Raw genomic sequence first — 23,070 nt, 5'->3', positions numbered from 1 at the left:
AAGCCATGGCAATTCTAAAAGTCAAAGACGTCAGCAAGCGCTTCGGCGGCCTCAAGGCATTGACGGACGTAAACCTAAGTGTAGAGGAAAACTCGGTTCACGCGATCATCGGACCTAATGGTGCTGGGAAGTCGACTTTGCTAAATTGTCTAGTGGGCAAGCTTATGCCAGACACTGGATACGTATTGTTCGACAACGCCTCGGTGTTAGGCCTTGAACCTTTCCAGATCAACCAAATGGGTATTAGCCGCGTGTTCCAGACACCGGAGATTTTTGGTGAACTGACGGTGATGGAAAACATGTTAATCCCGATTTTCGCCATGCGGGACGGAGCATTTCGGATGCATGCATACGAGACCATCGCAAACGAACGCGAGATCGTCGAACAAGCCGAAGCCATGCTGGAAGAGATGAATATGGCGGACAAACGCGAAATGCATGCTGCCTCGTTATCGCGCGGCGACAAGCGGCGGCTTGAGATAGGCATGTGCCTTAGCCAAAACCCAAGGCTATTGCTGCTGGATGAACCCACTGCTGGGATGGCGAGGGCGGATACAAACAACACAATCGACCTGCTAAAGCAAATTAAGGATGAGCGCGACATCACAATCGCAATCATCGAGCATGACATGCATGTAGTTTTCAGCCTTGCCGAACGCATCACAGTGCTGGCTCAGGGTACACCCTTGGTTGAAGATACTCCCGAAAACATCCGTGGAAACCCGAAGGTTCGCGAGGCCTATCTAGGCGAGGCTGCGTAAGGAAAAGCTATGAACGAGAAACCGGACTTTTCGAAAAATGCCAATTTGGCCAGCACGGCCCCTGCGTTTCTCTCCGTTTGGGATATGCACTCCTACTATGGAGAAAGCTACATCGTGCAAGGTGTCAGCTTCAATGTGCACGAAGGAGAAATTCTTGCTCTTCTTGGGCGCAATGGTGCGGGTAAAACCTCAACACTTCGTTCGATAGCGAGAGTTGGAGAGCCCGAAGTAAGACATGGCGAAATTTGGCTAGATCATAAGCCCTTACACAACATGAGTAGTTACGAAGCCGCCGCGGCAGGCTTGGGTCTTGTACCGGAAGATAGGCGCATTATTCCTGGCCTTACCGTTGAAGAAAACCTACAGCTTGCTCAAATAGCCCCGCCAATCGGATGGTCACTGGAACGACTCTACGAGCTATTCCCACGTTTGGGAGAGCGCAGAAAGCAAGAGGGAATTACACTGTCAGGAGGCGAACAGCAAATGCTGTCAATCGCCAGAGCCTTGGCGAGGGACATCAAGGTCCTGCTCTTGGATGAACCATATGAAGGGTTGGCGCCCGTTATCGTAGATGAAATCGAAAAGACCCTTATTCACGTCAAACAACAGGGTATGACCACGATCATTGTTGAGCAAAACGCTGTACGCGCTTTGGAATTGGCCGACCGTGCGATCATACTAGATACCGGGACCATAGTATTTGATGGTACAGCTAAAGAGGTGCTTGAGGACAGCAACCTTCGCGAGGAATACTTGGCGATCTAGCTCGTATATTGCACGTTAGTCAGACAAGAAGAGCAAGTTTAAAACGTTTCCAAAGCAATTTACTGCTTCGGACCTGGATACATTGCCTTTCATGAAAAGGACAAACTGAATCCACTCGGCCGAGCAATCCAAGCCAATGGCCGAAATCCTGAGGTAACTCTGTTTTTTACAGGATCTGTTTGTCCACTACGTCCGCGAAGCAGACATTGAACAGAGTTGCGACGAATGACCGTTTGTCGGCGATGAAGGCAGCCAAGGCATCTTCGTTATCCAAGCCAGCCTCCGCCATAACGTCCCAACCGCTGTCATATGCGCCTTGCCAAACGCGGCCGACTTTCTCTTGCATCTCCGCTGGCTCAACGCCTGCCATGCGGGCCATGCGTCCGATGGTGCCTTCGTCCATGTCGCCTCGGTGAAGGATACTGTCCACCATCTTGAAGAGATCGCCGGGGTTCTGCCCTTTCAGGAACTCTTGCATGGTGGCGTCAGCGTCTTCCCCAAAAGAGACCCCCGAAGGTTCCGCTTTCGGTGTCTCAGGGTCGTCTGCCTGTTTAGCAATTGCCTTCGCGTCGGTGGTCGGGTTCTTTAGGGCAACCGGGGCCGCAGGGTCCGAATAGGAACCGTCTTGGTTGCAGACCAGAAGTCCAGCGTTCACGGCAGCCGCAATTGTTGTGTTCATTCCGGCAATACTGACAAGGTCGCTGCCATTGGGGTTGCGGTCGCCTATTGGGCCGCCGTGAGGCGCCTTCACGGTCGCCATAACGCTGCCGCCTATTGGCCGCTTTGTCCGCAGAGCGGTCATTGGTGAAAATTCTGCGAACGTCTGCACCGAGCCCAAAGCAGAAATTGCTCTTCGGAAGCAAAGTCTGCCATTCTGAACCCTAGATTTGACTTCAACTGATCGCCTCCCCAACTACTGCAGTTGCAATATATCCGGAACGCATAGCTTTCTTTGTTCCGGCATTTTGTCTGCACCATCCGATCGTTTCAGTCGTTTCGGACCGTCTTTGACTTTAATCTTCGGTTTGGCTAGCGGGCCCTTCAAGGTCACGGGCCAGGGGCTCTTCGACAGAGGTTCGCCAATCTTACGGGGCTGCAGATTTAGGTCCAAAACCTTGCCCGCCACATCAACACCGCCAAAGACGACAACTTGGACCTGGTCTGTCTCCAATGTGGTTTGTTTCGTCGAAATACTCCCATTTGAGATACTAATCGGCGCACGCAAACATACGATTGGAGCTACCTTTTGTTTCTCTTTGGTAAACACCCAAGGTAGCACCCCTAGCCCTGCCAGATCCAAAAGCTGGGTCTCGATCGAGCCATCACGCATTGAAACTGTGGCATTGCCGTTCATGCTGTTTGCAAAATGCTTCGGTGAATCGGTTCCTCCGGTCACCGAAAAATCTGCATAGATCGTACCGCTCGCACCTTTTTTGAAGTTCAGGTTGTGAAGAATATCATCCAGCTGCCAACCGCCCGCTTTGCCGGTCAACGTGAGTAGATGCGTGTCGTTCGAAAGATCCATCTGCCCGCTGACGTCGAAATGAGCACCTCCATATTCAAACTTCAAAGGTCCGGCCTTTAGCTCATTTTCGTTGAGCGTCAGTTCGCTCTGCAAACTGCTGATGCCCTTGGCTCCTTCGATGTGACGAAGGTCAACGTGGACATCCATATCCATACCAGACAAGAGAATTGAGCGCCCGATAGGTTTAAGCGTTACATCTCTTAACGCGCCTTGGTCGCCCTCCTCTTCTTTCTTAGTTTCTTTCTCTTCCAGCTCTGGGCCGCCTAGTTTCCGCAACTGTGCGGCAGCCTGAAGGATAGTTCGGATCTGATCTATCTTTATCAGGTCACTCTCAATGGAACCCTGCAGTACCGGGTCACTTGTTGCATCATCAAGATCGGCCATAAACTGCAAGATAGAGTCGGCGACCTCAACATTGGCACTAGCGTTCCAATCGGTGCCTTCGCTAACGAGGTTGATTTCAAGGCGAGCCTGCCCGGTTTCCACACGTTCAAGCGATAGTGCCTCCAAAAGGTCCGCCCCGGATGGAACTGCGACATCAATTGCCAAATCCAGGTCTTCGAATTTGAGTACATTCTTAACAGTGCCATGCACCTCAAGGTTCCAGACCTCCGTATCGCTTGTCTTTCCATCCAAATTTGTCAGCGAAAGCTGATTGATGTCGCCGTTCAAATGGAAGTCACCGGAAAACCTGCCAAGCTGGTCGTCTGGTCCCAACAATTCTGGCGAGATCAAACTGCTTGCCGGTATATCCATTAGGCCTTCTGCTGATATGCCTTGCAACTGAAGCGCGTCATCGACCGAACCGTTCAAAATGATAAACGGATCGGCTGGGTTCCCAATTCTAAGGTTGATGTTTCCGACTTTTAAGGCGCCTTCTGGTGTTCTGGAAAGCTCGGAGAACTTAATCGGGGGCGGGCCTTCGCCGGACGTGTCCAACGTGAAACCGTTGGTCTTAATGACCATTTGTCGCTGCGGCACCCGACCGGGTACGCTGTCGATAACCATGTCGACTGCGATAAGTTTAAGATCATATCGCGAGGCGGCTGGGGCTGGTTCCGCATCTTCTGGGTACAACCTAATTCGGGTTGTCAGCGATACGTCTTCCGGGTTCCCCAATTCTCCAATCTGCCCCGTCAGCGAAAGGCTTTGCCCGCCATCTAATTCCGCCAATACAGATAGGTCATCAATCCGTGCTACGCCGTCGACTGATGTAAACGTCGCGCCAATACTCCCTGTGCCTTCCAAAACGCGGCTCAGCTTCAGGATATCGAGAATCTGGCCAAGTTCGGCAATCTCTACGGTCGTTGCCACTTGCAGACCGTTCTCTTGAGGAACTTCCTCGGCGACAATCGAAGTCTGTTCGAAGTTCACCGCCAACCGAAACGGGTCTTCCGTGGGGAATGTCGCGTTCAGATCAAACCTCTCTCCGTTCAGCGAACCGGCCCCGACTGCCGTCGCAACATCAGTTTCCGTATCACGCTTTAAGAGCAGCTCAGGAAGCTGCAGGTCCAACTCAAGTCCGTTTAAATTGTTTTTATAAAGAATGGCGATATCAGTCAGATCAATTTTGCGGTCCGTTAGAATTCCCGCCAACAGCGGTGTCGGGGATTTTGTAGGTTTTCCGACTTCAGTTTCCGTTTGGGAAATAGACTGCCAGTTTCCGATGCCATCTTTGTCCGTGATCAGGTTCAGGTGAACACCCGAGAGCGAAAGACCACTCAGTGACATTTTACTGTTCCAGAGGTCGCGTGCGGAAACTTCAAACTCAATCTCATCGATTGCCGCAAGGTTCACACCAGCATTCCGAGAACCGGGTAGTTCCAGCCCTGCCGCTGACACCTGCAATTGCCGACCAATACCCAGACGCACTTCATCTTCAATTCTAACCTCCTGGCCAAGTTTCTTAGAGATCAGATTTTCGACGAAAGTAGTTCTGACCGAGGAAAACAACGCAGAAGACAGGAAAAGCCAAGCTGCAAACACTGCGACAAACGCGACAGCGCAACAAATCAAAATACCTTTTGCAACGTATCGCACGTTCTTCTCCTAAAATTCCGATTCATCCAATGGGAAGCCTAGACCATTTAATCATTTAGTTAATGGAATATATGTGGTCGGTAGACGATCTAATTTCCGAATGAACTTGACTATATTGCTGATATTCTAGCGTGTTTTGTCGAACCGCCAGGGTCAGGACTCATAGCCAATAGATAACGAGTGCTGCGAGGGCGATTGCTGACAGGAAGACCTTCGGGCACCTGTCGTAGCGGCTTGCCACAGGCCGCCAATCCTTCAACCTGCCGAACATGATCTCGATCCGGTTGCGCCGTTTGTAACGACGCTTGTCGTACTTAACCGGTTTCTTCCGCTGCTTCCGGCCGGGGATGCAGGCGCGTATCCCTTTGTCTTTCAACGCCTCCCGGAACCAATCGGCGTCATAGCCACGATCCCCGAGCGGCCAATCAACATCCGGCAGGCCGCTCAGCAGTGCCCGCACACCAATGTAATCGCTGACCTGACCGGCGGTGATGAACAGGTTGAGGGACGTCCCCGGCTGTCGTAGATGGCATGCAACTTGGTGTTCATGCCGCCTTTGGTGCGGCCCCTCTCGGCAGCATCCTCCGGATGCGCCTGCCGGGCAGGGAATCAGGCGTCCGCGCCCCTTTTTTGACGCCCAAACTGCTTGCGGTACGGTGGGCCTTCAGGTCGGTGGCATCGACCATCACAGTCTTCTCTTCACCGTGTTCGGCAGCCAGACCAGCCATCATCCGGGCGAAGATGCCTTTGACGCTCCACCGCTTCCAACGGTTATAGAGCGTTTCCGGGGCTTACGTGGCCCCACTGGGGCCACGATCCCCTTCAACTGTGTGGGCCATACGCCGAAGAGGCATCGCGCCATCTCAACCCATTGCGATTAATGAAGACAATGCCGCTCAACACACGTCGATCATCAACGCGTGGTTTGCCGTGGGACTTGGGGAAGAAAGGCTTAAGACGCGCCATCTGCGCATCCGACAGCCAGAAAAGATCGGACATGGTCACCGCTCGATTTTCGAACCGTGAATCACGCAGCCAAGCGGAAATCAATGGGTCCTGACCCTAACCATACTGATGGCGCGCCGCCGTCCATCGGTATCCGTCACCGGCTGTTTCCAGATATCCCAGACCGGGAAGAGAGATGTGCGACCCGCCCATCATTATGCGATCCGCAGCAACCATATCCATAGTCTTGACGCGGGTTTCACGTGCCAAATCCTGATCAGTGTCAAAGCCAATGGTCACGGCGGGCATAGCGAGTTGCACCGCGGGAACATGAATAATGTCGGCCGCAATAAGCAGGACATCGCCGTCACTTTCGAGCATCAGGCCCGTATGGCCGACGGTGTGGCCGGGCAGCGCCATAGTCGAGAGCCCAGGAGCGATTGCGGTTTCTTCAGCGCCAAAAGGCTCAATCCGTTCGCCAAAACCATCGAGGGCGGAGCGTGCAAGGTCAAACGCAGCTTTGAAGGCATCAGGAGCCTGCGCCTGAATCTCCTCGCTGGTCCAGAAATCGATGTCAGCGCTCGCTACCCGGAGTGTCGCGTTCAAATAAGGATTACCAGCTTGCGAAACCGTGCCGCCGATGTGATCGCCGTGCAGATGGGTGAAGACCACCGTGTCAATAGCGGCCGGATCAAAGCCGAGGGCGTTCATCACGGAGGGCAACTTGCCAAGGGTCGGTCCGAAGATTTCGCCGGTCCCCGCGTCGACCAATATTTTTCTATCACCAATTTCGACCAAAAACGCATTGACCGCACTCGGATGCGCGTCGGTGGCTATGTGCGCATTATCGAGCAAGGTCGCGAACTCTTCTGGTGTTACACCGGAGAGCATTTCAGGTCCGATCGAAATGAACCCATCGGACAGCACGTGCACCGTCGCCGAGCCCACCTGGTAGCGCCGCGCCGCTACGAGGCCTTCCGCTCCGAGGGGCGCGACGTTCCACCCCAATGCAGCGAGGCCCGAAGTGATGCCTGTTCCGGCCAAGAATACGCGTCTGTCCATGATCATTCTCCCAAATTTCTCGAGACTACCCCTCACTGTTGCTACCCTAGCAGTAATGGGGACGGCGTGACACTAAGGTTGAATGCGGCGCCCGTTGAAAATTCAGTGATCAGCCAATCGCCGCTCGGTCTAGGCGAGCTCTGCAAAGGAAATCCATTGATTGCCGCGCAATCGACAAAGGTCCGGTATCACTGGCTGCGCTGCAACGCCCAAGTGTTCTGGCGAACGACCGCTTTGGGCCGTCCTGAAGATAGCGCTCTAGTCCTCAAACGAAGATGCTGCGCTTGCCTAAAGGTCTGCCGTAAACCCAGGCCGGACGTGTCGAATGCGCTTCAACCGACTTTCTTGGAGTACATGAGCGAATTCGTTGTTGAAAGTTCAGGTGATAATTCGAAACCTGCCTTTTCAAGCACCCGAGCGCTTGCCGGGTTTTCAATGCTGACACCTCCCAGCAGCCTCACCGGGCCGTCCTTTTCTGCCGCTGACACCAAACCTTGGACGAGTTCTGTTGCGACCCCCTGACCCCAAGTTGCTTCACCGAGCAAATAGCCAATATGAAGTTCTGGCGCTTGCGAGTCACTGGGGTCGGACGCCAAAATCAACAGTCCGACTAGTTCGGAGCTGCGCCTCCAGTTGACAAGAAAAACGTCGCTTTCCTCAGCGCGTTCATCCACCCAAGAAGCAATGTCGTCATCTCCGCTCAGGTGCAGAGGTGATGGAAGATGCTCAAGCACACGGCGTGACAATATCGCAGACAAAGCAATCTCCAGCCCTCGGCGCGCCTGCCGGTCTTCCAATGTCGATTGCCAACTGTGAGCCGAAAGCCTTTCAGTGAGGAACGGATCCATTTGTCAGGTACCAGCATTTGAACTGAAGATGTCGTGAAGATACCGAATCACGGTGAAGAGTCGAATGTCCGTTTCGTCCGCAAATTAGACGTTCAAGCACGTCGCAGCAAGTGTCTGCTTCTATCCCTGCAGCATACTAATTGACCGCAACCGTTGTCTCCGTGTGGCGACACGGCAATTTAGCAAATAGCATTTTAGGATAACGGATAAGGGGCTCCAGCTTAGCTTTCCGCCTCGCAATGCGTCCCCAATTTCTGAGAATTTAGGTACTAATAACCAATATGGGCCTTAGATATTGAAAACTTGCACTGGACATTGCCTTTCTGAGCAGGAAAGCATCTCAATAATGACTGATTGCTAAAGCTGTAATCGCTGTACAACTTCAAACCTGGCCGGACAAATCCTGCCGGTGACAGTGAAAAATAACATAGGGGAAACTTATGACGTATAAATCGATTGCCATTGCCGCATCCATAGGGTTGCTGGCCACAGGGGCATTCGCAGAGACCAAGGTTGGCATGATTACCACTCTGTCCGGCGGTGGAGCCGGCTTGGGGATCGATGTGCGCGACGGTTTCATGCTGGGTATCAAGCAATCTGGGCGAGATGATATCGAGGTCGTGGTCGAAGATGATCAACGAAAACCCGACGTTGCCGTACAGCTTGCTGACAAGATGATCCAATCCGAGAAGGTGGATATCCTGACGGGCATTATCTGGTCGAACCTCGCAATGGCGGTTGTTCCGGCGGCAACGGCCCAAGGTAAGTTCTATTTGTCGCCGAACGCGGGGCCGTCGGCGCTGGCCGGTCAGGGCTGTCACGAAAATTACTTCAACGTTGCTTGGCAGAACGACAACCTGCACGAAGCAGCTGGCGCCTATGCCAACACAGCAGGGCATAGCAACAGCTTCATTCTCGCGCCGAACTATCCGGCGGGCAAGGACGCTTTGACTGGGTACAAGCGGTTCTTCCAAGGCGATCTTGCCGGCGAGATTTATACCGAGCTTGGCCAAACGGATTATGCGGCCGAGATTGCTCAAATTCGTGCGTCCGGAGCAGACAGTGTCTTTTTCTTCCTTCCTGGTGGAATGGGGATTTCGTTTCTCAAGCAATACGCGGACAGCGGGGTCGATCTGCCCGTGGTGGGACCGGCGTTTTCATTCGATCAGGGCATCCTTCAAGCCGTCGGGCCCGCAGCACTTGGGATTGTGAATACCAGCCAATGGAACAAGGATATCGACAATCCAACAAATGCCGCGTTCGTTGAAAGCTTTTTGGCCGAGTACGGGCGGCTTCCGTCTCTCTACGCAAGCCAGGGCTTTGACACGGCACAGTTGATCGTTTCGGCGCTCGGATCGGCTGATGTCTCGGATCAAGACGCGTTCAGAGATGCATTGCGCGCGGCCGAATTCGACAGCACGCGTGGCGACTTTGAATTTGGTCCAAACCACCATCCGATTCAGACTATCTACGCGCGCGAAGTCATTCAGGAAGGGGATGTTTTCACCAACCGGATCATTGGTGTGGCGTTGGAAAACCACTCGGACGCCTACGCGGCAGATTGTAAAATGTAACCTGAGGCCGCCCCCAACTAAATGGCGGCGGCCCGTTTTTGCTCAAACCGTGACTTTCATCCTTATCGCCGAGCAGATTCTGAACGGAATACAGTTCGGCTTCATGCTCTTTCTCATGGCAGCAGGCCTGACGCTGATCTTCGGCGTGATGGGCCTAATAAATCTTGCGCACGGATCACTCTACATGGTCGGCGCTTTTGCAGCTGCGGCGGCCGCTGCGGCGACGGGGTCTTTCTTGGCGGCCGTTGCAGCTGCCATTTCTGCGGCGGCCATGGCCGGGGTCATCGTCGAATTGGCAGTCATTCGTCGGCTCTATGCCCGTGATCACCTCGAGCAAGTGCTTGCGACTTTTGCGCTGATACTGATTTTCTCCGAGGGTACGCGATGGATCTTCGGTTCATTCCCGCTGTTTCTCGAAATTCCAAGCTATCTGTCCGGTCCCGTTTCATTGCCAGGCGGCATTCAGTATCCGCTCTATCGCCTCGTGCTCATCCTTGTAGGGCTTTTCGTGGCGGTTGGGCTGTGGCTCTTCATCTCACGGACCCGCATTGGCATTCAGATTCGTGCCGGAGAAAATGACCGCGAAATGATTGCAGCACTCGGCGTTGATATTGGTCGCTTGGACACGTTTGTCTTCGCGCTCGGAGCAGCGCTCGCCGGATTAGCGGGAGCACTTGTAGGTGCCATCCAATCGGTCCAGATCGGAATGGGTGAGCCGATCCTGATACTCGCTTTCGTCGTCATAGTGATCGGGGGCATCGGGTCCATTCGGGGGGCGCTTATCGGCAGTTTGCTGGTTGGTTTGACCGATACCCTGGGCGGCATCTTCTTGCCGGAACTGTTCAAACTGTTCATGGCGCCAGATGTTGCAACGTCGACTGGTTCGGCATTGGCATCAATGTCGATTTACGTTCTTATGGCCGGCGTGCTGATCTGGAGACCGACCGGGCTGTTCGGGGCAAGAGCATGATCACAGAAAAAGCACTAAACGTCATTCTCATGAGCCTGCTTCTTTGTGTGCCGCTTTGGGCTTGGGTCTCGGACGAACCATTCACAATTACATTGGCGACCCGAGCGGTCATCTTCGCTCTGGCTACGGTTGGTCTCAATATCGCGCTTGGGCTGGGAGGGCTCGTGAGCCTCGGACACGCGGTCTTCTTTGGGATTGGCGGCTATGCGATGGGTATTCTGGCTTTTCACGCGCAGACGTATTCGCCATTGATGGAATGGCCGTTCACGATTTCTGGCACCAAGCTAATGCCTGTGATCTGGTTGGTGGCAATACTGTTTTCAGGTGCTACCGCCTTTATTATCGGGCTTCTGTCGCTTCGAACTTCAGGCGTTTATTTCATCATGATCACTCTGGCCTTCGGGCAGATGTTTTTTTTCTTTGCAATCAGCTGGCCCGCCTATGGCGGAGAAGACGGCCTTTCCATCTACATTCGAAATTCGTTCCCGGGTATGAACACGCTTGATCCCATACAGTTCTTCGGAATCTGTTTTGCAATTCTGGGCTTAGTCCTTTGGCTAAACGTGCGGCTCGTAAAATCGCCCTTTGGGCTTGCGCTAAACGCGGCGCGGCAAAGCCCCGAGCGGGTAGAGGCGGTCGGGCTTGATCCGTTTCGGCTGAGACTCATTGCATTGGTGATTTCCGGCATGATCTGTGGGCTGGCGGGGGCGCTTTTTGCCGATCTTAATCGCTTCGTCAGTCCGACGATGTTCAGCTGGCAGATGTCAGGTGAACTGATCGTTTTCATAATCCTCGGAGGGTTGGGCCGGACGTTCGGGCCAGTTGCAGGCGCGACTCTGTTCGTCGTACTCGAGCATGCGCTTGGAGGCATCAGCGAATATTTCCTATTCTTTCTTGGTCTGCTTTTGTTGGCGGTCGTCCTTTTCGCCCGCGGCGGCCTGTACGGCGTCATCACGGGAAGGTCCGACCGATGATGCGGCCCGTGTTGCAAGTTGACGGTCTTACTCGACGCTTTGGCGCCCTGATTGCAAACGACGACGTGACATTGGACGTGAGGCCCCGCGAAGTTCACGCCGTGATCGGCCCAAACGGGGCTGGTAAATCGACGCTCATCGCTCAGATCTGCGGCGGCCTAAAGTCTGACGCAGGTTCGGTTCGCCTTCAGGGCCAGGATATCACTCACGAGACCACTAAAAACCGGGCAAGGCTCGGGCTAGGACGCACCTTCCAGATTTCCGCTCTAGCGTCAGACGACACCGTCTTGCAGAATGCCATGCTGGGCGCGCTTGGGGCCAAAGGCCGACCCTGGCAATTCTTCCTACCCGTTCTTGACGACAAAAACCTGCGCGATCACGCAGAGAATGCATTGCGTCGTGTGGACCTGATCGACTTTGCAGACAAGCGAACAGGCGAACTCAGCCATGGTCAGCGCCGCCAACTGGAAGTCGCAGTTGCGCTGACCCTTGAACCAAAGGTGTTCATACTGGACGAGCCAATGGCCGGTTTAAGCGCGGAAGGCACGAAGCTGCTCACGAAGCTGCTGAGTGACTTGCGAAATCAGGCTCCGATCCTGCTTGTGGAACACGACATGGATGTCGTCTTCAAATTGGCTGACCGAATAACGGTTCTTGACTACGGAAGCGTGATTGCAACCGGATCAGTCGAAGATATTCGCAAAAATCCAATAGTTCAGCGCGCCTATCTTGGAGAGGACCCATGAGCCTTCTTTCCATCTCCGGCCTAGTCGCAAGCTATGGCAAAAGCCAAGCCCTCTTTGGCGTTGATCTGACGATCGAAGCGGGCCAAGTCGTCGCCCTTATGGGGCGCAATGGTATGGGAAAGACGACCACCGTTCGCGCTATTTGCAGAATGATCGGAAGCAAAGGCTCGATGGTGTTTGCCGGCACCGACATTCGCAGACTGTCGAGCCACCAAGTGGCAAGGTTGGGCATCGGCCTTGTCCCCGAAGGCCGCCGCGCATTTTGCGATCTAACGGTGCTTGAAAACCTCGTAGCTGTTTCCCGGCCTGGCCATTGGGATATAGACAAGGTCGTTGCGCTTTTCCCGCGTCTCAGCGAGCGCGCCGATCAGCTTGCGGGCTCCTTGTCAGGCGGGGAGCAGCAAATGCTGGTCATAGGGCGCGCGTTAGTTACCAATCCACGCTTGCTCATACTGGATGAGGCTACGGAAGGGCTTGCGCCTAATATCAGACGAGAAATCTGGGCGACTGTGGAGCAACTGAAACGGGAATCTGGTCTTTCAATTCTGGTAATCGACAAATCGCTTAGCGAGTTGCGAGCGGTCTGTGATCACGCGACAATCCTTGAGCGAGGCAGATCGGTCTGGTCAGGCGCAATTGGCGATCTGGATAGTGAAATCAGCCAGCGGCATCTCGGCGTGTAGTTGTAAAAATGCCCAAGCCTTGAAAACTACCACGCGGGTACCAAACCGCTTTTGTTGGATCGACGCAAATTCAGAATAGCTGTCAAGAAGCGAACCGCATTGTTTTTGTCTGGATGGGATGTCCGTTTTGTCCGCAAAGCGGTCGCTCGGGAAATTTCGGCGAATGACCGCTCCAAGCCCACACCTCCCTAATGCTTCCCAGCGCCAGATGGTTGTTCTCGCTCATCAGTCGCTAACCATACCAGCAATCATTGCGCCTAGCGCGACAAGGTGGACAAGCATCAGCGCCTTGTCATTCCACAGTGCGCCAACGGCGAACCAACCAACGACACCGACAAGAAACATGTATAGGTTCCAAGGTGCCCAGCCAAAACCCGTCGCAGTGTATCCCATGATCTGAACGGCGGATGCGCCCCACTTGACCGCGAAGACAAGGCGCTCGCGAGGCGATCCAAGGACCAAAACATCAGACTGCACGGGTCAAGCCTCCGTCGATACGCAGGTTTTGTCCCGTCATGTAGCCACCATCTTCTGAGGCGAGCCACGAAATAAGAGAAGACACCTCCGACGCCAACCCGTAACGCCCCATGGGAATACGCGCTTTGCGGTCTTCGGTTTCGGGCAGGCTGTCGATAAAGCCTGGAAGGACGTTGTTCATACGAATGTTGCCTGACGCATATTTGTCCGAGTAAAGCTTCGTGAATGCAGCAAGCCCGGCCCGGAATACCCCCGACGTTGGAAAAAGAGGGTCGGGTTCGAATGCCGCAAAGGTTGAGATGTTGATGATTGCTCCGCCGCCCTGCGCCTGCATTGTGGGTGTGACAAGCCGTGTCGGGCGGATCACGTTCATCAGGTAGACTTCCATCCCTTTTTGCCATTCGTCGTCGCTGATTTCGAGAACCGGACCCTTCGGTCCGTGGCCAGCAGAGTTCACCAAGACATCAATACGACCCCAACGTTCCTTCGCACCCTCGATCAAAGCGTTCAGCGCTTCTCCGTCAAGGTTAGAGCCAGTCACGCCAAAGCCGCCGAGTTCGGCGCCGAGCGCCTCACCCTTGCCGGACGAGGACAGGATGCCGACCTTGAACCCATCTTCCGCCAATTTGCGGGCTGCATCCGCTCCCATGCCGCTGCCGCCCGCTGTGACCAGAGCTACTTTTTCCACTGACATAACTAGTGTCCTTTCATGATTGGACTATATATGGCTCTCTCAATGAGAGAGAGCGATTGAGAATTGATGCTACATGACAGTAGAAATACTATCGCAAAATGACTGACCTTCCCCCGCTCAATAGTTTGCGTGCTTTCGACGCAGCAGGCCGCCGCCTTAGTTTCCGAGCCGCCGCTGATGAATTGGGCGTCACGCAAGGGGCCGTGGCGCAACAAGTGCGTCAGCTCGAAGCGCATCTTGATGTGGCCTTGTTTGAACGGGTGCCGAAGGGCCTGCGGTTTACATCGGTCGGGCGCAGCTTTCACAACCGGATAGCTGACGTGTTTGCAGACCTTCGATCCGCAACGGCCGAGTTGAAGCCAGAGCCGAACAAAGTCCTTATCAGCGTCACCCCGACTTTCGCTGCAAAATGGTTGATCCCCAACCTACCGGATTTTTCGGCAGCATACCCGAATATAGATTTGCGGATCATGGCCACTGAGAAAGTCTCGAGCTTTCATAGCGACGGGATAGACCTTGCAGTGCGCCAAGGGTCGCCACACTTCGGCGCTTCACTGGACGTAACGCTTTTGTTCAAGCAATCGCTCATCGCGGTAGCCGCGCCAAAATTCGCGGCCAAAGACGGTGGTCTCCTTGAGCCAGAAACCCTCACTAAACTGCCGAAGATCCATGACACCCATGATCTATGGCCCAGCTACCTTGCGCAATTAGGCGTCGAGGACCAGTCTCCCCGTGACCTCCCTTGAGCCAAACGTCGCTTGCGGTCGACGCAGCCATCGCTGGACAAGGCGTGGCCTTGGTAAGCCGGTTTCTAGTAGCTCATGACATTGAAGCCGGATGCTTGGTCGAGGTTGGTGCGGCCTGGGACGTGGGTAGAAATGACTTCTATGTCCTCATGTCGCGAGCAACTAAAAACCATGGGTCGGTGACCAACGTTGTGGCATGGCTCAAATCGCGCTCAGCGGAGAATACCTGAATGCCTTGAATGGGAAACAGTCATTCAAATCATTCGGGCGAATGGCGGTAAAGTCCGTATAGCGGTCGCTCGCGGTATTCAGGCGAACATCTGCTCCGAGCCCTCTTTGATCAATGCTTTACGGTGCCCCAATGACCGTAATGCACTGAAAGCTCACTTTGCAAAGTCTAGCGGACGGCCCAATGCCGCCGTTCAAGTGGTATAAACTCGCCGCAGCGCAGCTTCCCGGAAGCGGACGTTGATATTAGGTGCAGCATTCCGAGGGAATAAATGACGGCGCAGCGGACAAGGCGGAAATCGCAATGCATATCGACTGGTTTTTGCTGCCGCTTACTTGGCAAAGCCGCAGCCGCGGTGCGGCCGCCAAAGCAGCCGTTCGCGGTGGATGCCAGAACCAAATTCAAAAAAACTCGTCGCCTGCGGGACAGCTTTTTCGTCACCTGTCGGTTCAAATGGTACTGAGCAGCCTACAGAAGGTTGTTCGCACTGCTTTCTTCGGGAAAGCAAACCCTTGGACTACTGTTGTAAGTAACCTTGTCACTTCATCCGCGGATTGGTGAAAACCTCATTCGGTACGCGGTCAAAAAAACTCAAGCTTTCAGATCAGTGAACACTGACTAAATTCATTACTTTAAGCCGTTAGGCAGCTCCTCGCTCCACTTTCGCAATTCGTCGAGAAACCCAAGTGCCGTGCAGCCAAGGTCAGTGATAGAATACTGCACGGAAACCGGTGCGGTATCCATCACGTGTCTGCTCACCAGCCCCTGATCCTCTAGCTGGCGCAGCCGCTCGGCAATCATCTTCTTACTGGCACCACCGATCATTCGCGCCAGGTCATTGAAACGTACGGGACCATCTTTGAGGTGCCACAAGATCGATCCGGTCCATTTTCCGCCAATGATCCGCATACCTCTTTCGATTGCGCATGGCTCCAGACAGGCCTCTGAGACCTGTCGACGACCTTTGGCGTCCTTTTCAATCCGCGCTCGCATCGTCATCCTTCCGCTAAGAAAATTAGGTTACTAAAAGTATACTAGTTGATTTCTCATACTTACACTCTCAAATGCTCTCTGAACCCGGCGAAAGTCAAGGGTTCAGAGATTGCACATATAGGATATAGACATGAGTAAAATCCTGATCGTAAATGGCACCCAGCCCTACGAATTCGCCCCCGGACAGTTGAACGCCAGCCTCGTCGAACGCGCACGTAACACGTTGGCCGCAATTGGCCACGAAGTACGCATAACCACCGTTGCTGATGGCTATGACGCAAATTCAGAGGTCGAGGCGCATGTTTGGGCAGATACGGTCATCATGCAATTCCCGGTAAACTGGATGGGCGTCCCATGGATTTTTAAGAAATATATGGATGAGGTCTACACAGCCGGAATGGATGGCCGCCTATGCGCAGGCGACGGTCGCACCGCCGACGCACCAAAGGCCAAGTACGGCATGGGTGGATCACTGCACGGCAAGAAATACTTGCTGTCGGTTACATTCAACGCCCCGAAAGAAGCGTTCGATGATGCGTCCGAGCCTTTTTTTGCGGGTGCCAGCGTCGACGACCTACTAGCACCGATGCACTTGAACGCAAAGTTCTTTGCCATGCAGCCCCTTCCGACTTTTGCTGCATTTGATGTTATGAAGAACCCGGAAATCGAGTCCGATTTCGCTCGATTTGACGCGCATCTGAAAACCACATTTGCCGAGGTTGAACATGTCCCAGCCTGATATCCATCTTTTCACTGCGGGAACGATGAACGGGTACAAGCCGGTTATCTTTCTAGAGGAGGCAGGCGTCCCTTACGACCTGACTCACATCAACTTTTCCAAGAAGGAACAAAAGGCGCCGGATTATCTGGCGCTGAACCCTAACGGAAAGATCCCAACAATCGAGGATCGTTCGGAAGGGCGCGCCATCTTCGAATCCGGTGCAATCCTGTGGCATCTGGCCGAGAAATACGGAAAGTTCCTGCCTGCGGATCCAGTAAAACGGTCCGAGGTGATGCAATGGGTTCTGTTTCAAGTCGGCCATGTAGGCCCCATGATGGGACAGGCAATGTATTTCCAGCACATTGCAGCACCCAATGGCCACGAAGAGTCCTTTTCAATCCGCAGATACGTGGACGAAAGCCGCCGCTTGATGGAGGTGATGAATACACGTCTGGACGGGCGTGAATGGATCGCTGCGGACGAATACACCATTGCCGACATGATGCTGTACCCGTGGGCGCGTGCTCATGTCTGGGCACGGGTGGATGTATCGGACCTGCCATATCTGAACGCATGGTTCGACCGCATTGATGCCCGGCCCGCCGTGCAGCGGGCGTTGGCCATTCCCAAGGCCAACCCTCAGTTCTGGGACGCCGACGCAGATGCCAGCGCCTTTGCTAAGGAAAACGCAGCGCGGTTTTCGAGTGATGTGAAAGGAAGCTGAAGCGGTGAATGCCGGGCATTCCCGGCATGATCACCACAAGATCGGACTGGAAATTCCAGTGCGCCCTCGCTGAACAACCGTTGCAGGGTTGCAAGGCGAGGGTCTCCAAGACAACCTTCATCCTATAGAAAAACACTAAATCGGGGTGATCGCTTGCCGACCACTACAACCTTGGAATTTTGAAGGGTCCCTAATTTATGGCACTGCATAACCACCCCATGTGGCGGAAGCCGCAACATCATCAAGACCTCGACCACACTCACGACCATGTCCACTGGGCCGAGTTGTTCTATGACCTGATCCATGTTGTGACGATCTTCCTTCTTGGGAACTACCTGTCACACCACCTCGATCTGAATGGGTTTCTTGTGTTCGCCGGTGTCTTCATCACGCTCTGGTACGCGTGGGGTGAGCTCAGTATTTTCAACTCGATCTACGTCAGCACCGATTTCTGGCATCGCCTGATCATGGCCGTGATGATCTGTACGGTGATGTTCATGGCCGCCGCCATCCCCGCCATCGACAGCAAGGGCTGGGTTTTCTTCGCGTTAGGTTTTGCCGCGAACAGAGCCATGATCGCCGCGCTATATTTCCGTGCTCAGCGAACCAATTCCTCGGGCGTTTCGATGTCGGCGGCACAAATCCGCAACTTCTCGGCCTTTGCAGTGATCTTTGCCATCACGGCGTTTCTGCCTAAACCGCTTGCCTATTGGGCGTTTGCTACCGCGATGGTTGCCACGCAGGCGATGTACATGATCCCCGGCGTCACTGTCCTGCGCTTTGAACGGTTCGTCCCGCGCCTCGGTCATATGGCAGAGCGGTTTGCCTTATTGACGCTGATCGTTTTGGGTGAAGGGTTCTTCAAACTAGTCGTCACACTGTCTGAGAAAGGCATCTACAAGGTTTCACCCGACGTGCTGGTCAACTTTGTTATTGGCGGCGTTTCGATGTTCGTGATGTGTTGGATCTATTTCGACTTCGTTGGCAACGCCAAACCTAAAGACAAAAAGGTTTCGACCTTGGTGATCTGGTGGCTTGCTCATCTGGTCTTGATGTTGTGTGGCGTCATGGTCGGCGTGGCCCTTGCGGCCGAGGTTAAGGTCGGGTTTTGGGAGCCTTACCCAACAGAATACGCTGCCATTGGCTGTTTCGGCCTTGCAGGCTATATCGCCATGCTTTGGGTACTTCAGAACGTCATTGAACACCGTGTGGCCTCAGATTTCGGGCGTTGGGATGTGCGGGTGTTTGGGATCGTTTTGGCAATCGCCTGTTTCTATGTTGTCCCGCATGTCCCCTCGTTGGTTGGCAATATGATTTGGGGCACAGCCTTGCTGTCGCAAATCGCGGTTCCCTTGATGCGCGCCAGAGCGAAGCTTCGCCATGACTGAAGCTGTGACAGGTGCAAACTACCTGAGAAAAAGAGTGTACTGGTGGCTCGAGCGCCCAGACCGTGCTGCGACCGGACCTTGGGTGCTTGAACTCGCACTAATCGCTCTGATCACGCTGAACGTGGCCGCCGTTATCCTTGAAACGGTCGATTCAATCTATGACCGCTGGGGGTTCGCACTCAATCTGTTCGAAAGTCTTTCATTGTTCGTTTTCGTAGTGGAGTACGCGGCTAGGCTTTGGGTTGCGACAGAAAACCCAATCTACAAAACGCGCGCATCCTGGGCCGTTTCTCCAATCGCTATAATCGACCTATTGGCCATACTCCCAGCGCTGTTTTACCTACTCTTTCCGGTTGACCTGCGGCTGCTAAGAACCTTCCGTATGTTGCGCTTGCTCAAACTCACAAGGTACTCACCCGCGCTCGGCATGCTGCTTGCGGTGTTCGAGGAAGAAGCGGGCGCCTTTTTTGCGGGTTTCTTCATCCTGATGGTGATGCTGATTTTTGCTGCAAGTGGCGCTTGGCTAGCAGAGCACGAGGCGCAACCAGAAGCCTTTGGCTCAATCCCAGCGGCGATGTGGTGGGCGATGGCGACTTTGACAACCGTCGGCTATGGCGACGTGACACCTATTACTGTGGCCGGAAAGATCTTCGGTGCTGCGATCACGGTGATTGGCATTGGTATGGCTGCATTGCCAGCAGGGATCATCGCAAGCGGTCTAAACGACCAGTTGCACCGCCGACGTGCGAGCTTGGAGCTCGAATTTCGAAAGGCGTTGGAAGATGGCGATATCTGCGAGGCTGATGAGAAGGAAATTGACGCTGTTCGCAAGCAATTGGGTCTCTCGCGCCGCGCTGCGGATCATATCCGCAACCGCGTGCATGCCGAAACGATGTCACAGGTTGATCACTGTCCCACCTGCGGTCAGCCAACGAAACAAAGTGACAATCCCTGATCGGTCACTTCCGTTCTGCACGCGTCAGTTTGACGACCCGAACAAGCTGTCTACCGTGTCTGAGATTTGCTTGGAAAAACGTGCAGTCAATTCGCTGGCGTTCGTTTTTTTCCGTGCATTCCCCCAATCGCGTTCATCGAAATGGGAGAATACTGCACGGCTCCGATCAGATTAAATACCTGGGCGCGCAGTTCGATTTAACGCGTGCGTCGAAGAAATGCTTGCAAGCTAAATACCTTTGACTTTCTTGCCAACGGCCTGGAAACTCACAGCTACATCGGGCTCACGGCCGACCACGGAGGCAGCGCAGCATCAGCATGATCTGGCCTGCTTTGAGAGGCAAAGACGGCCCAAAAGAGACATTAGCCACTCAATGACTATGCTGCAGTCGCAGCCCGCTTAGCGGCCATTCGCTACGATGGCGAAATCTCGAGGTCTGCGAACGGTGAAGGCGTGGGCTTTGTCGCCGATAAGTTGCCAAGACGCAATGTCAGCTCACCGCCAAGCCCGTTTGTTCTGAGAAGCCTCTACCACTGTCCGAAGAGTTGACAGGGCGTTTTCCATAGTCGCTCGATCCCGAGGCGCGCCGATACACAGCCTAAGCCCATTTTGCAGTCCGGAGCGTTCGCCTTTTGCTGCGAACTGAGACGCGGGCGACACCAACACATTTGCCTCTGCAAGAGCTTCGACCAGCCAGTCGTTCCGCGCGTTGGTTGGGAGTGGCAAAAGTACATGCATGCTTTGCGGTCCTGTTACGACCTCCATGCCATCAAGAACACGACGTAAGATCGCCTGGCGTTTGAAAACCTCTTTGCGCTTGGCATGCACAACCGCCTTGTATTGACCGGATGCAATGATCTCAGACGCAACTGAAGCCATAAGTGGTGCGTTCATCCACACGGAAGCACGTTGGGCACGGTCCACGGCATCTCTGTAACTCTTTGGCGACACGAGGTAACACACTCGCAGGCCAGGAGCCCAACTTTTGGAGAGCGTTCGGATGTAAAGCGTGCGATCTGGGGCTAGTTCAGCGAATGACGTTGGCGGCTGTTCGAGCAGGAAACCATAGGTGTCGTCTTCGATAACCATGACATCATTCGTCTTGGCGATATTCACGATTTCTGACCGGCGTTCCATCGGCAGCGTGGTCGAAGTCGGGTTTTGTACGTTGGGTATACTGAAAAGTGCTGAGACATCGTGCTTTTGGCACAGCCGAGCAAAGCTCTCTGGGATGATCCCTTCGCTGTCGGCGTCCACTTCTACCACGTCCAAGCGGAGCATCTCACAAGCCAGACGCACCATCGGATAGGTCAAACGCTCGACGGCCACGACTTGTCCAGGACGGCAGGTTGCCATTAGGGCGAGCATCAATGCGTGCTGTCCGCCGCTGCATATGGTGATTGCCTCGTGGCTGTCGATTGGAGTGTCGCGATCTTCGTTCAGCCATCGCCAAGCCGTTAGACGGTCATACTCGGACCCCGGATTGTTCCGGTAATCGAGAACATCACAGCCAGGATCGGCCAGTACTTTTGCAATCGCAGTTTGGAAGATGCCGTCCTGCTCGGGCAGAACCAGGTGGTTCTTGCTGAAGTCCACTACTGCCTCACCCGGAGTCTCGTAGGAAAACTCCATAGCGCGGGCATCGGCATTCATTCGGACGAAGGTTCCACGTCCGACTTCGCCAATTGTAAGGCCCATTGCTTCCATCTCGGAGAACACCTTCGTTGCGGTGCCCAAAGTGTCTGACGTCAGCGCCAATGGGACAGTTTAGGTCGATTTGATAAGAGAGGGTTTCTGGCTCATCGTAACCGCCAAGGAGTGGAGATGAGAAAGAAACCCGGAACCAAGCAGAGCCACGGTGAGAAGGTCGTAAAGGACATTCGCCGTGCGACCCGCAAACAGTATTCCGCAGAAGAGAAGATCAGGATCGTGCTGGACGGCCTAAAAGGCGAGGACAGCATTGCAGAGCTGTGCCGTCGTGAGGTCATCGCGCAGAGCCTTTATTACAGCTGGTCCAAGGAATTTCTGGAGGCCGGCAAGAAACGTCTGGCAGGCGACACGGCCCGCGCGGCAACTTCCACCGAAGTGAAGGATCTGAGACGGGAAGCCCGTGATCTGAAGGAGGTGGTTGCCGAACAGGCTCTTGAACTGCGGTTGCTCAAAAAAAGCATGATCGCGGATGGGGACGACGACGCATGAGATATCCCGCATCCGAAAAACTGGAAGTCATCCGCTTGGTTGAGCAATCGCATCTGCCGACCAAGCGCACTTTGGAGAAGCTGGGCATTCCGAAGACCACCTTCTATCGCTGGTACGACCGATATCTCGTCGGCGGCCCCGAGGCGCTTGAAGATCGTAGACCCACGCCGTCACGGGTCTGGAACCGCATTCCCACGCCAGTGCGCGAGAAGATCAAGGATCTGGCTCTGAAGGAAAGTGAGCTTTCCCCGCGTGAATTGGCTGTTCGCTTCACTGACACAGAAAAGTACTTTGTGTCAGAGGCTTCGGTCTACCGCATCCTCAAGTCTTACGATCTGATCACCAGCCCAGCCTATGTGGTTTTGTCAGCCGCAGACGAGTTCCAGGACAAGACAACACGACCGAACCAACTCTGGCAGACCGATTTTACCTATCTCAAGGTGATCGGCTGGGGCTGGTTCTATCTCAGCACGATCCTGGACGATTACAGCCGCTACATCATCGCCTGGAAGCTTTGCACGACGATGAAGACCGAGGATGTGACCGACACACTGGACCTCGCCCTGCACGCCTCAGGCTGTGATCAGGCAACGGTGCTGCACAAGCCACGTCTGCTCAGCGACAACGGGTCCAGTTACATCTCTGGTGAGCTTGCCGAATGGCTGGAAGATCAGAAAATGGATCATGTTCGAGGGGCACCATACCATCCGCAAACTCAGGGAAAGATCGAGCGCTGGCACCAGACGCTCAAGAACCGCATCCTGTTGGAAAACTACTATCTGCCCGGTGATCTCACGCAGCAGATTGACGCCTTCGTCGAGCACTACAATCACCGGCGTTATCACGAGAGCCTGCAAAACCTCACGCCCGCTGATGTCTACTTCGGACGCGGGCAGACCATTCTAAAACAACGAGAAAGGATCAAACGAAAGACTATCGAAACCCGGCGCTTGCTTCACCGCAAAACCGCCGCATAATCAATCTAACCAGATGAGACAGATACTCTCTTAGATCACGCCGCCATCCGTCCCAAAACCCCTGACAACGGACA

23 protein-coding genes and 1 pseudogene are annotated in these 23,070 nt (G+C 54.1%); 15 read left to right on the top strand and 9 right to left on the bottom strand.

Going from position 1 to position 23,070, the window contains the following annotated elements; all coding sequences use genetic code 11:
- Nucleotides 1-5 precede the first annotated feature (5 nt).
- Together ACP15L_RS15925 and ACP15L_RS15920 are read left to right on the top strand one after the other, a co-directional pair.
- Complete coding sequence (locus ACP15L_RS15925; RefSeq protein WP_170659327.1) at nt 6-761, top strand: ABC transporter ATP-binding protein; 756 nt, start codon at nt 6-8, stop codon at nt 759-761.
- A gap of 9 nt (nt 762-770) precedes the next feature.
- Nucleotides 771-1,526: an ABC transporter ATP-binding protein gene (locus ACP15L_RS15920; RefSeq protein WP_425084939.1), complete on the top strand. Its 756-nt coding sequence runs from the start codon at nt 771-773 to the stop codon at nt 1,524-1,526.
- A gap of 166 nt (nt 1,527-1,692) precedes the next feature.
- On the opposite strand, the gene ACP15L_RS15915 is transcribed toward ACP15L_RS15920, so the two are convergent.
- From ACP15L_RS15915 to ACP15L_RS15895, 5 genes and pseudogenes are all read right to left on the bottom strand, one after another.
- Nucleotides 1,693-2,286: a hypothetical protein gene (locus tag ACP15L_RS15915; protein WP_425084938.1), complete on the bottom strand. Its 594-nt coding sequence runs from the start codon at nt 2,284-2,286 to the stop codon at nt 1,693-1,695.
- A gap of 153 nt (nt 2,287-2,439) precedes the next feature.
- Nucleotides 2,440-5,091, bottom strand: a complete 2,652-nt coding sequence (locus tag ACP15L_RS15910; protein ID WP_425084937.1) for an AsmA family protein — start codon at nt 5,089-5,091, stop codon at nt 2,440-2,442.
- Between the two features lie 160 nt (nt 5,092-5,251).
- A pseudogene (locus ACP15L_RS15905) lies at nt 5,252-6,090 on the bottom strand (IS5 family transposase).
- A 63-nt stretch (nt 6,091-6,153) separates the two neighbouring features.
- A complete protein-coding gene (locus ACP15L_RS15900) occupies nt 6,154-7,098 on the bottom strand; it encodes an MBL fold metallo-hydrolase (protein WP_425084936.1) in 945 nt (314 codons plus the stop codon).
- A 332-nt stretch (nt 7,099-7,430) separates the two neighbouring features.
- Nucleotides 7,431-7,946 (bottom strand): GNAT family N-acetyltransferase, encoded by a 516-nt coding sequence (locus ACP15L_RS15895; protein ID WP_425084935.1) that lies wholly within the window; start codon nt 7,944-7,946, stop codon nt 7,431-7,433.
- Nucleotides 7,947-8,386: 440 nt separating this feature from the next.
- Between ACP15L_RS15895 and ACP15L_RS15890 the strand changes: the two genes are divergently transcribed.
- Genes ACP15L_RS15890 through ACP15L_RS15870 form a run of 5 tightly spaced genes read left to right on the top strand, consistent with a single transcriptional unit; the run spans nt 8,387 to nt 12,893 of the window.
- On the top strand, nt 8,387-9,520 hold the full coding sequence (locus ACP15L_RS15890) for an ABC transporter substrate-binding protein (RefSeq protein WP_425084934.1): 1,134 nt from the start codon (nt 8,387-8,389) through the stop codon (nt 9,518-9,520).
- A 49-nt stretch (nt 9,521-9,569) separates the two neighbouring features.
- Nucleotides 9,570-10,490 carry a branched-chain amino acid ABC transporter permease gene (locus ACP15L_RS15885; RefSeq protein ID WP_425084933.1) on the top strand — a complete coding sequence of 307 codons (921 nt, stop codon included), beginning with the start codon at nt 9,570-9,572 and terminating at the stop codon, nt 10,488-10,490.
- On the top strand, nt 10,487-11,464 hold the full coding sequence (locus ACP15L_RS15880) for a branched-chain amino acid ABC transporter permease (protein ID WP_425084932.1): 978 nt from the start codon (nt 10,487-10,489) through the stop codon (nt 11,462-11,464). Before ACP15L_RS15885 ends, ACP15L_RS15880 begins: the two co-directional genes overlap by 4 nt.
- Nucleotides 11,461-12,210 (top strand): ABC transporter ATP-binding protein, encoded by a 750-nt coding sequence (locus ACP15L_RS15875; protein ID WP_425084931.1) that lies wholly within the window; start codon nt 11,461-11,463, stop codon nt 12,208-12,210. The genes ACP15L_RS15880 and ACP15L_RS15875 overlap by 4 nt, the downstream gene beginning before the upstream one ends.
- Complete coding sequence (locus ACP15L_RS15870) at nt 12,207-12,893, top strand: ABC transporter ATP-binding protein (RefSeq protein WP_425084930.1); 687 nt, start codon at nt 12,207-12,209, stop codon at nt 12,891-12,893. The genes ACP15L_RS15875 and ACP15L_RS15870 overlap by 4 nt, the downstream gene beginning before the upstream one ends.
- 225 nt (nt 12,894-13,118) lie before the next feature.
- Here ACP15L_RS15870 and ACP15L_RS15865 read toward each other — a convergent pair whose 3' ends face one another.
- A complete protein-coding gene (locus ACP15L_RS15865) occupies nt 13,119-13,370 on the bottom strand; it encodes a DUF6552 family protein (RefSeq protein WP_425084929.1) in 252 nt (83 codons plus the stop codon).
- Complete coding sequence (locus ACP15L_RS15860; protein ID WP_425084928.1) at nt 13,360-14,064, bottom strand: SDR family oxidoreductase; 705 nt, start codon at nt 14,062-14,064, stop codon at nt 13,360-13,362. The genes ACP15L_RS15865 and ACP15L_RS15860 overlap by 11 nt, the downstream gene beginning before the upstream one ends.
- Nucleotides 14,065-14,162: 98 nt before the next feature.
- Between ACP15L_RS15860 and ACP15L_RS15855 the strand changes: the two genes are divergently transcribed.
- From ACP15L_RS15855 to ACP15L_RS15845, 3 genes are all read left to right on the top strand, one after another.
- The gene (locus ACP15L_RS15855; RefSeq protein WP_425084927.1) at nt 14,163-14,810 is read left to right on the top strand and encodes a LysR family transcriptional regulator; all 648 of its coding nucleotides are present in this window, start codon (nt 14,163-14,165) and stop codon (nt 14,808-14,810) included.
- Between the two features lie 44 nt (nt 14,811-14,854).
- Nucleotides 14,855-15,040, top strand: a complete 186-nt coding sequence (locus ACP15L_RS15850; protein WP_425085057.1) for a hypothetical protein — start codon at nt 14,855-14,857, stop codon at nt 15,038-15,040.
- Between the two features lie 302 nt (nt 15,041-15,342).
- Nucleotides 15,343-15,600, top strand: coding sequence for a hypothetical protein (locus ACP15L_RS15845; protein WP_425084926.1), 258 nt, complete (start codon nt 15,343-15,345; stop codon nt 15,598-15,600).
- 66 nt (nt 15,601-15,666) lie between these two features.
- Here the strand turns inward: ACP15L_RS15845 and ACP15L_RS15840 are convergent, their stop codons facing one another.
- The gene (locus ACP15L_RS15840) at nt 15,667-16,032 is read right to left on the bottom strand and encodes a winged helix-turn-helix transcriptional regulator (protein WP_425084925.1); all 366 of its coding nucleotides are present in this window, start codon (nt 16,030-16,032) and stop codon (nt 15,667-15,669) included.
- A gap of 130 nt (nt 16,033-16,162) precedes the next feature.
- Here ACP15L_RS15840 and ACP15L_RS15835 point away from each other — a divergent pair, with 130 nt between their 5' ends.
- From ACP15L_RS15835 to ACP15L_RS15820, 4 genes are all read left to right on the top strand, one after another.
- On the top strand, nt 16,163-16,771 hold the full coding sequence (locus ACP15L_RS15835) for an NAD(P)H-dependent oxidoreductase (RefSeq protein ID WP_425084924.1): 609 nt from the start codon (nt 16,163-16,165) through the stop codon (nt 16,769-16,771).
- On the top strand, nt 16,758-17,477 hold the full coding sequence (locus ACP15L_RS15830) for a glutathione S-transferase family protein (protein ID WP_425084923.1): 720 nt from the start codon (nt 16,758-16,760) through the stop codon (nt 17,475-17,477). The genes ACP15L_RS15835 and ACP15L_RS15830 overlap by 14 nt, the downstream gene beginning before the upstream one ends.
- Nucleotides 17,478-17,674: 197 nt before the next feature.
- Nucleotides 17,675-18,865 (top strand): low temperature requirement protein A, encoded by a 1,191-nt coding sequence (locus ACP15L_RS15825; protein WP_425084922.1) that lies wholly within the window; start codon nt 17,675-17,677, stop codon nt 18,863-18,865.
- Complete coding sequence (locus ACP15L_RS15820) at nt 18,858-19,820, top strand: ion transporter (RefSeq protein WP_425084921.1); 963 nt, start codon at nt 18,858-18,860, stop codon at nt 19,818-19,820. Before ACP15L_RS15825 ends, ACP15L_RS15820 begins: the two co-directional genes overlap by 8 nt.
- Before the next feature lie 495 nt (nt 19,821-20,315).
- Here ACP15L_RS15820 and ACP15L_RS15815 read toward each other — a convergent pair whose 3' ends face one another.
- A complete protein-coding gene (locus ACP15L_RS15815) occupies nt 20,316-21,518 on the bottom strand; it encodes a PLP-dependent aminotransferase family protein (RefSeq protein WP_425084920.1) in 1,203 nt (400 codons plus the stop codon).
- Between the two features lie 126 nt (nt 21,519-21,644).
- On the opposite strand from ACP15L_RS15815, the gene ACP15L_RS15810 reads away from it, so the two are divergent.
- A protein-coding gene (locus tag ACP15L_RS15810; protein WP_425084199.1) for an IS3 family transposase occupies nt 21,645-22,996 on the top strand; the annotation gives its coding sequence in 2 pieces (ribosomal slippage) (nt 21,645-21,981 and nt 21,981-22,996; 1,353 coding nt in all).
- Nucleotides 22,997-23,070 lie beyond the last annotated feature (74 nt).

It is taken from the genome of Ruegeria profundi, assembly GCF_049800715.1.
Classification (GTDB): Bacteria; Pseudomonadota; Alphaproteobacteria; order Rhodobacterales; family Rhodobacteraceae; genus Ruegeria; species Ruegeria profundi_A.
This window is presented reverse-complemented; position numbering and strand designations above follow the sequence as displayed.

Coding starts and splice junctions, on each gene's coding strand:
- ACP15L_RS15925 (WP_170659327.1), top strand. CDS start 6: ATGGCAATTCTAAAAGTCAAAGACGTCAGCAAGCGCTTCGGCGGCCTC.
- ACP15L_RS15920 (WP_425084939.1), top strand. CDS start 771: ATGAACGAGAAACCGGACTTTTCGAAAAATGCCAATTTGGCCAGCACG.
- ACP15L_RS15915 (WP_425084938.1), bottom strand. CDS start 2,286: ATGGCGACCGTGAAGGCGCCTCACGGCGGCCCAATAGGCGACCGCAAC.
- ACP15L_RS15900 (WP_425084936.1), bottom strand. CDS start 7,098: ATGGACAGACGCGTATTCTTGGCCGGAACAGGCATCACTTCGGGCCTC.
- ACP15L_RS15895 (WP_425084935.1), bottom strand. CDS start 7,946: ATGGATCCGTTCCTCACTGAAAGGCTTTCGGCTCACAGTTGGCAATCG.
- ACP15L_RS15890 (WP_425084934.1), top strand. CDS start 8,387: ATGACGTATAAATCGATTGCCATTGCCGCATCCATAGGGTTGCTGGCC.
- ACP15L_RS15880 (WP_425084932.1), top strand. CDS start 10,487: ATGATCACAGAAAAAGCACTAAACGTCATTCTCATGAGCCTGCTTCTT.
- ACP15L_RS15875 (WP_425084931.1), top strand. CDS start 11,461: ATGATGCGGCCCGTGTTGCAAGTTGACGGTCTTACTCGACGCTTTGGC.
- ACP15L_RS15870 (WP_425084930.1), top strand. CDS start 12,207: ATGAGCCTTCTTTCCATCTCCGGCCTAGTCGCAAGCTATGGCAAAAGC.
- ACP15L_RS15860 (WP_425084928.1), bottom strand. CDS start 14,064: ATGTCAGTGGAAAAAGTAGCTCTGGTCACAGCGGGCGGCAGCGGCATG.
- ACP15L_RS15855 (WP_425084927.1), top strand. CDS start 14,163: ATGACTGACCTTCCCCCGCTCAATAGTTTGCGTGCTTTCGACGCAGCA.
- ACP15L_RS15845 (WP_425084926.1), top strand. CDS start 15,343: ATGCATATCGACTGGTTTTTGCTGCCGCTTACTTGGCAAAGCCGCAGC.
- ACP15L_RS15840 (WP_425084925.1), bottom strand. CDS start 16,032: ATGCGAGCGCGGATTGAAAAGGACGCCAAAGGTCGTCGACAGGTCTCA.
- ACP15L_RS15835 (WP_425084924.1), top strand. CDS start 16,163: ATGAGTAAAATCCTGATCGTAAATGGCACCCAGCCCTACGAATTCGCC.
- ACP15L_RS15830 (WP_425084923.1), top strand. CDS start 16,758: ATGTCCCAGCCTGATATCCATCTTTTCACTGCGGGAACGATGAACGGG.
- ACP15L_RS15825 (WP_425084922.1), top strand. CDS start 17,675: ATGGCACTGCATAACCACCCCATGTGGCGGAAGCCGCAACATCATCAA.
- ACP15L_RS15820 (WP_425084921.1), top strand. CDS start 18,858: ATGACTGAAGCTGTGACAGGTGCAAACTACCTGAGAAAAAGAGTGTAC.
- ACP15L_RS15815 (WP_425084920.1), bottom strand. CDS start 21,518: ATGGGCCTTACAATTGGCGAAGTCGGACGTGGAACCTTCGTCCGAATG.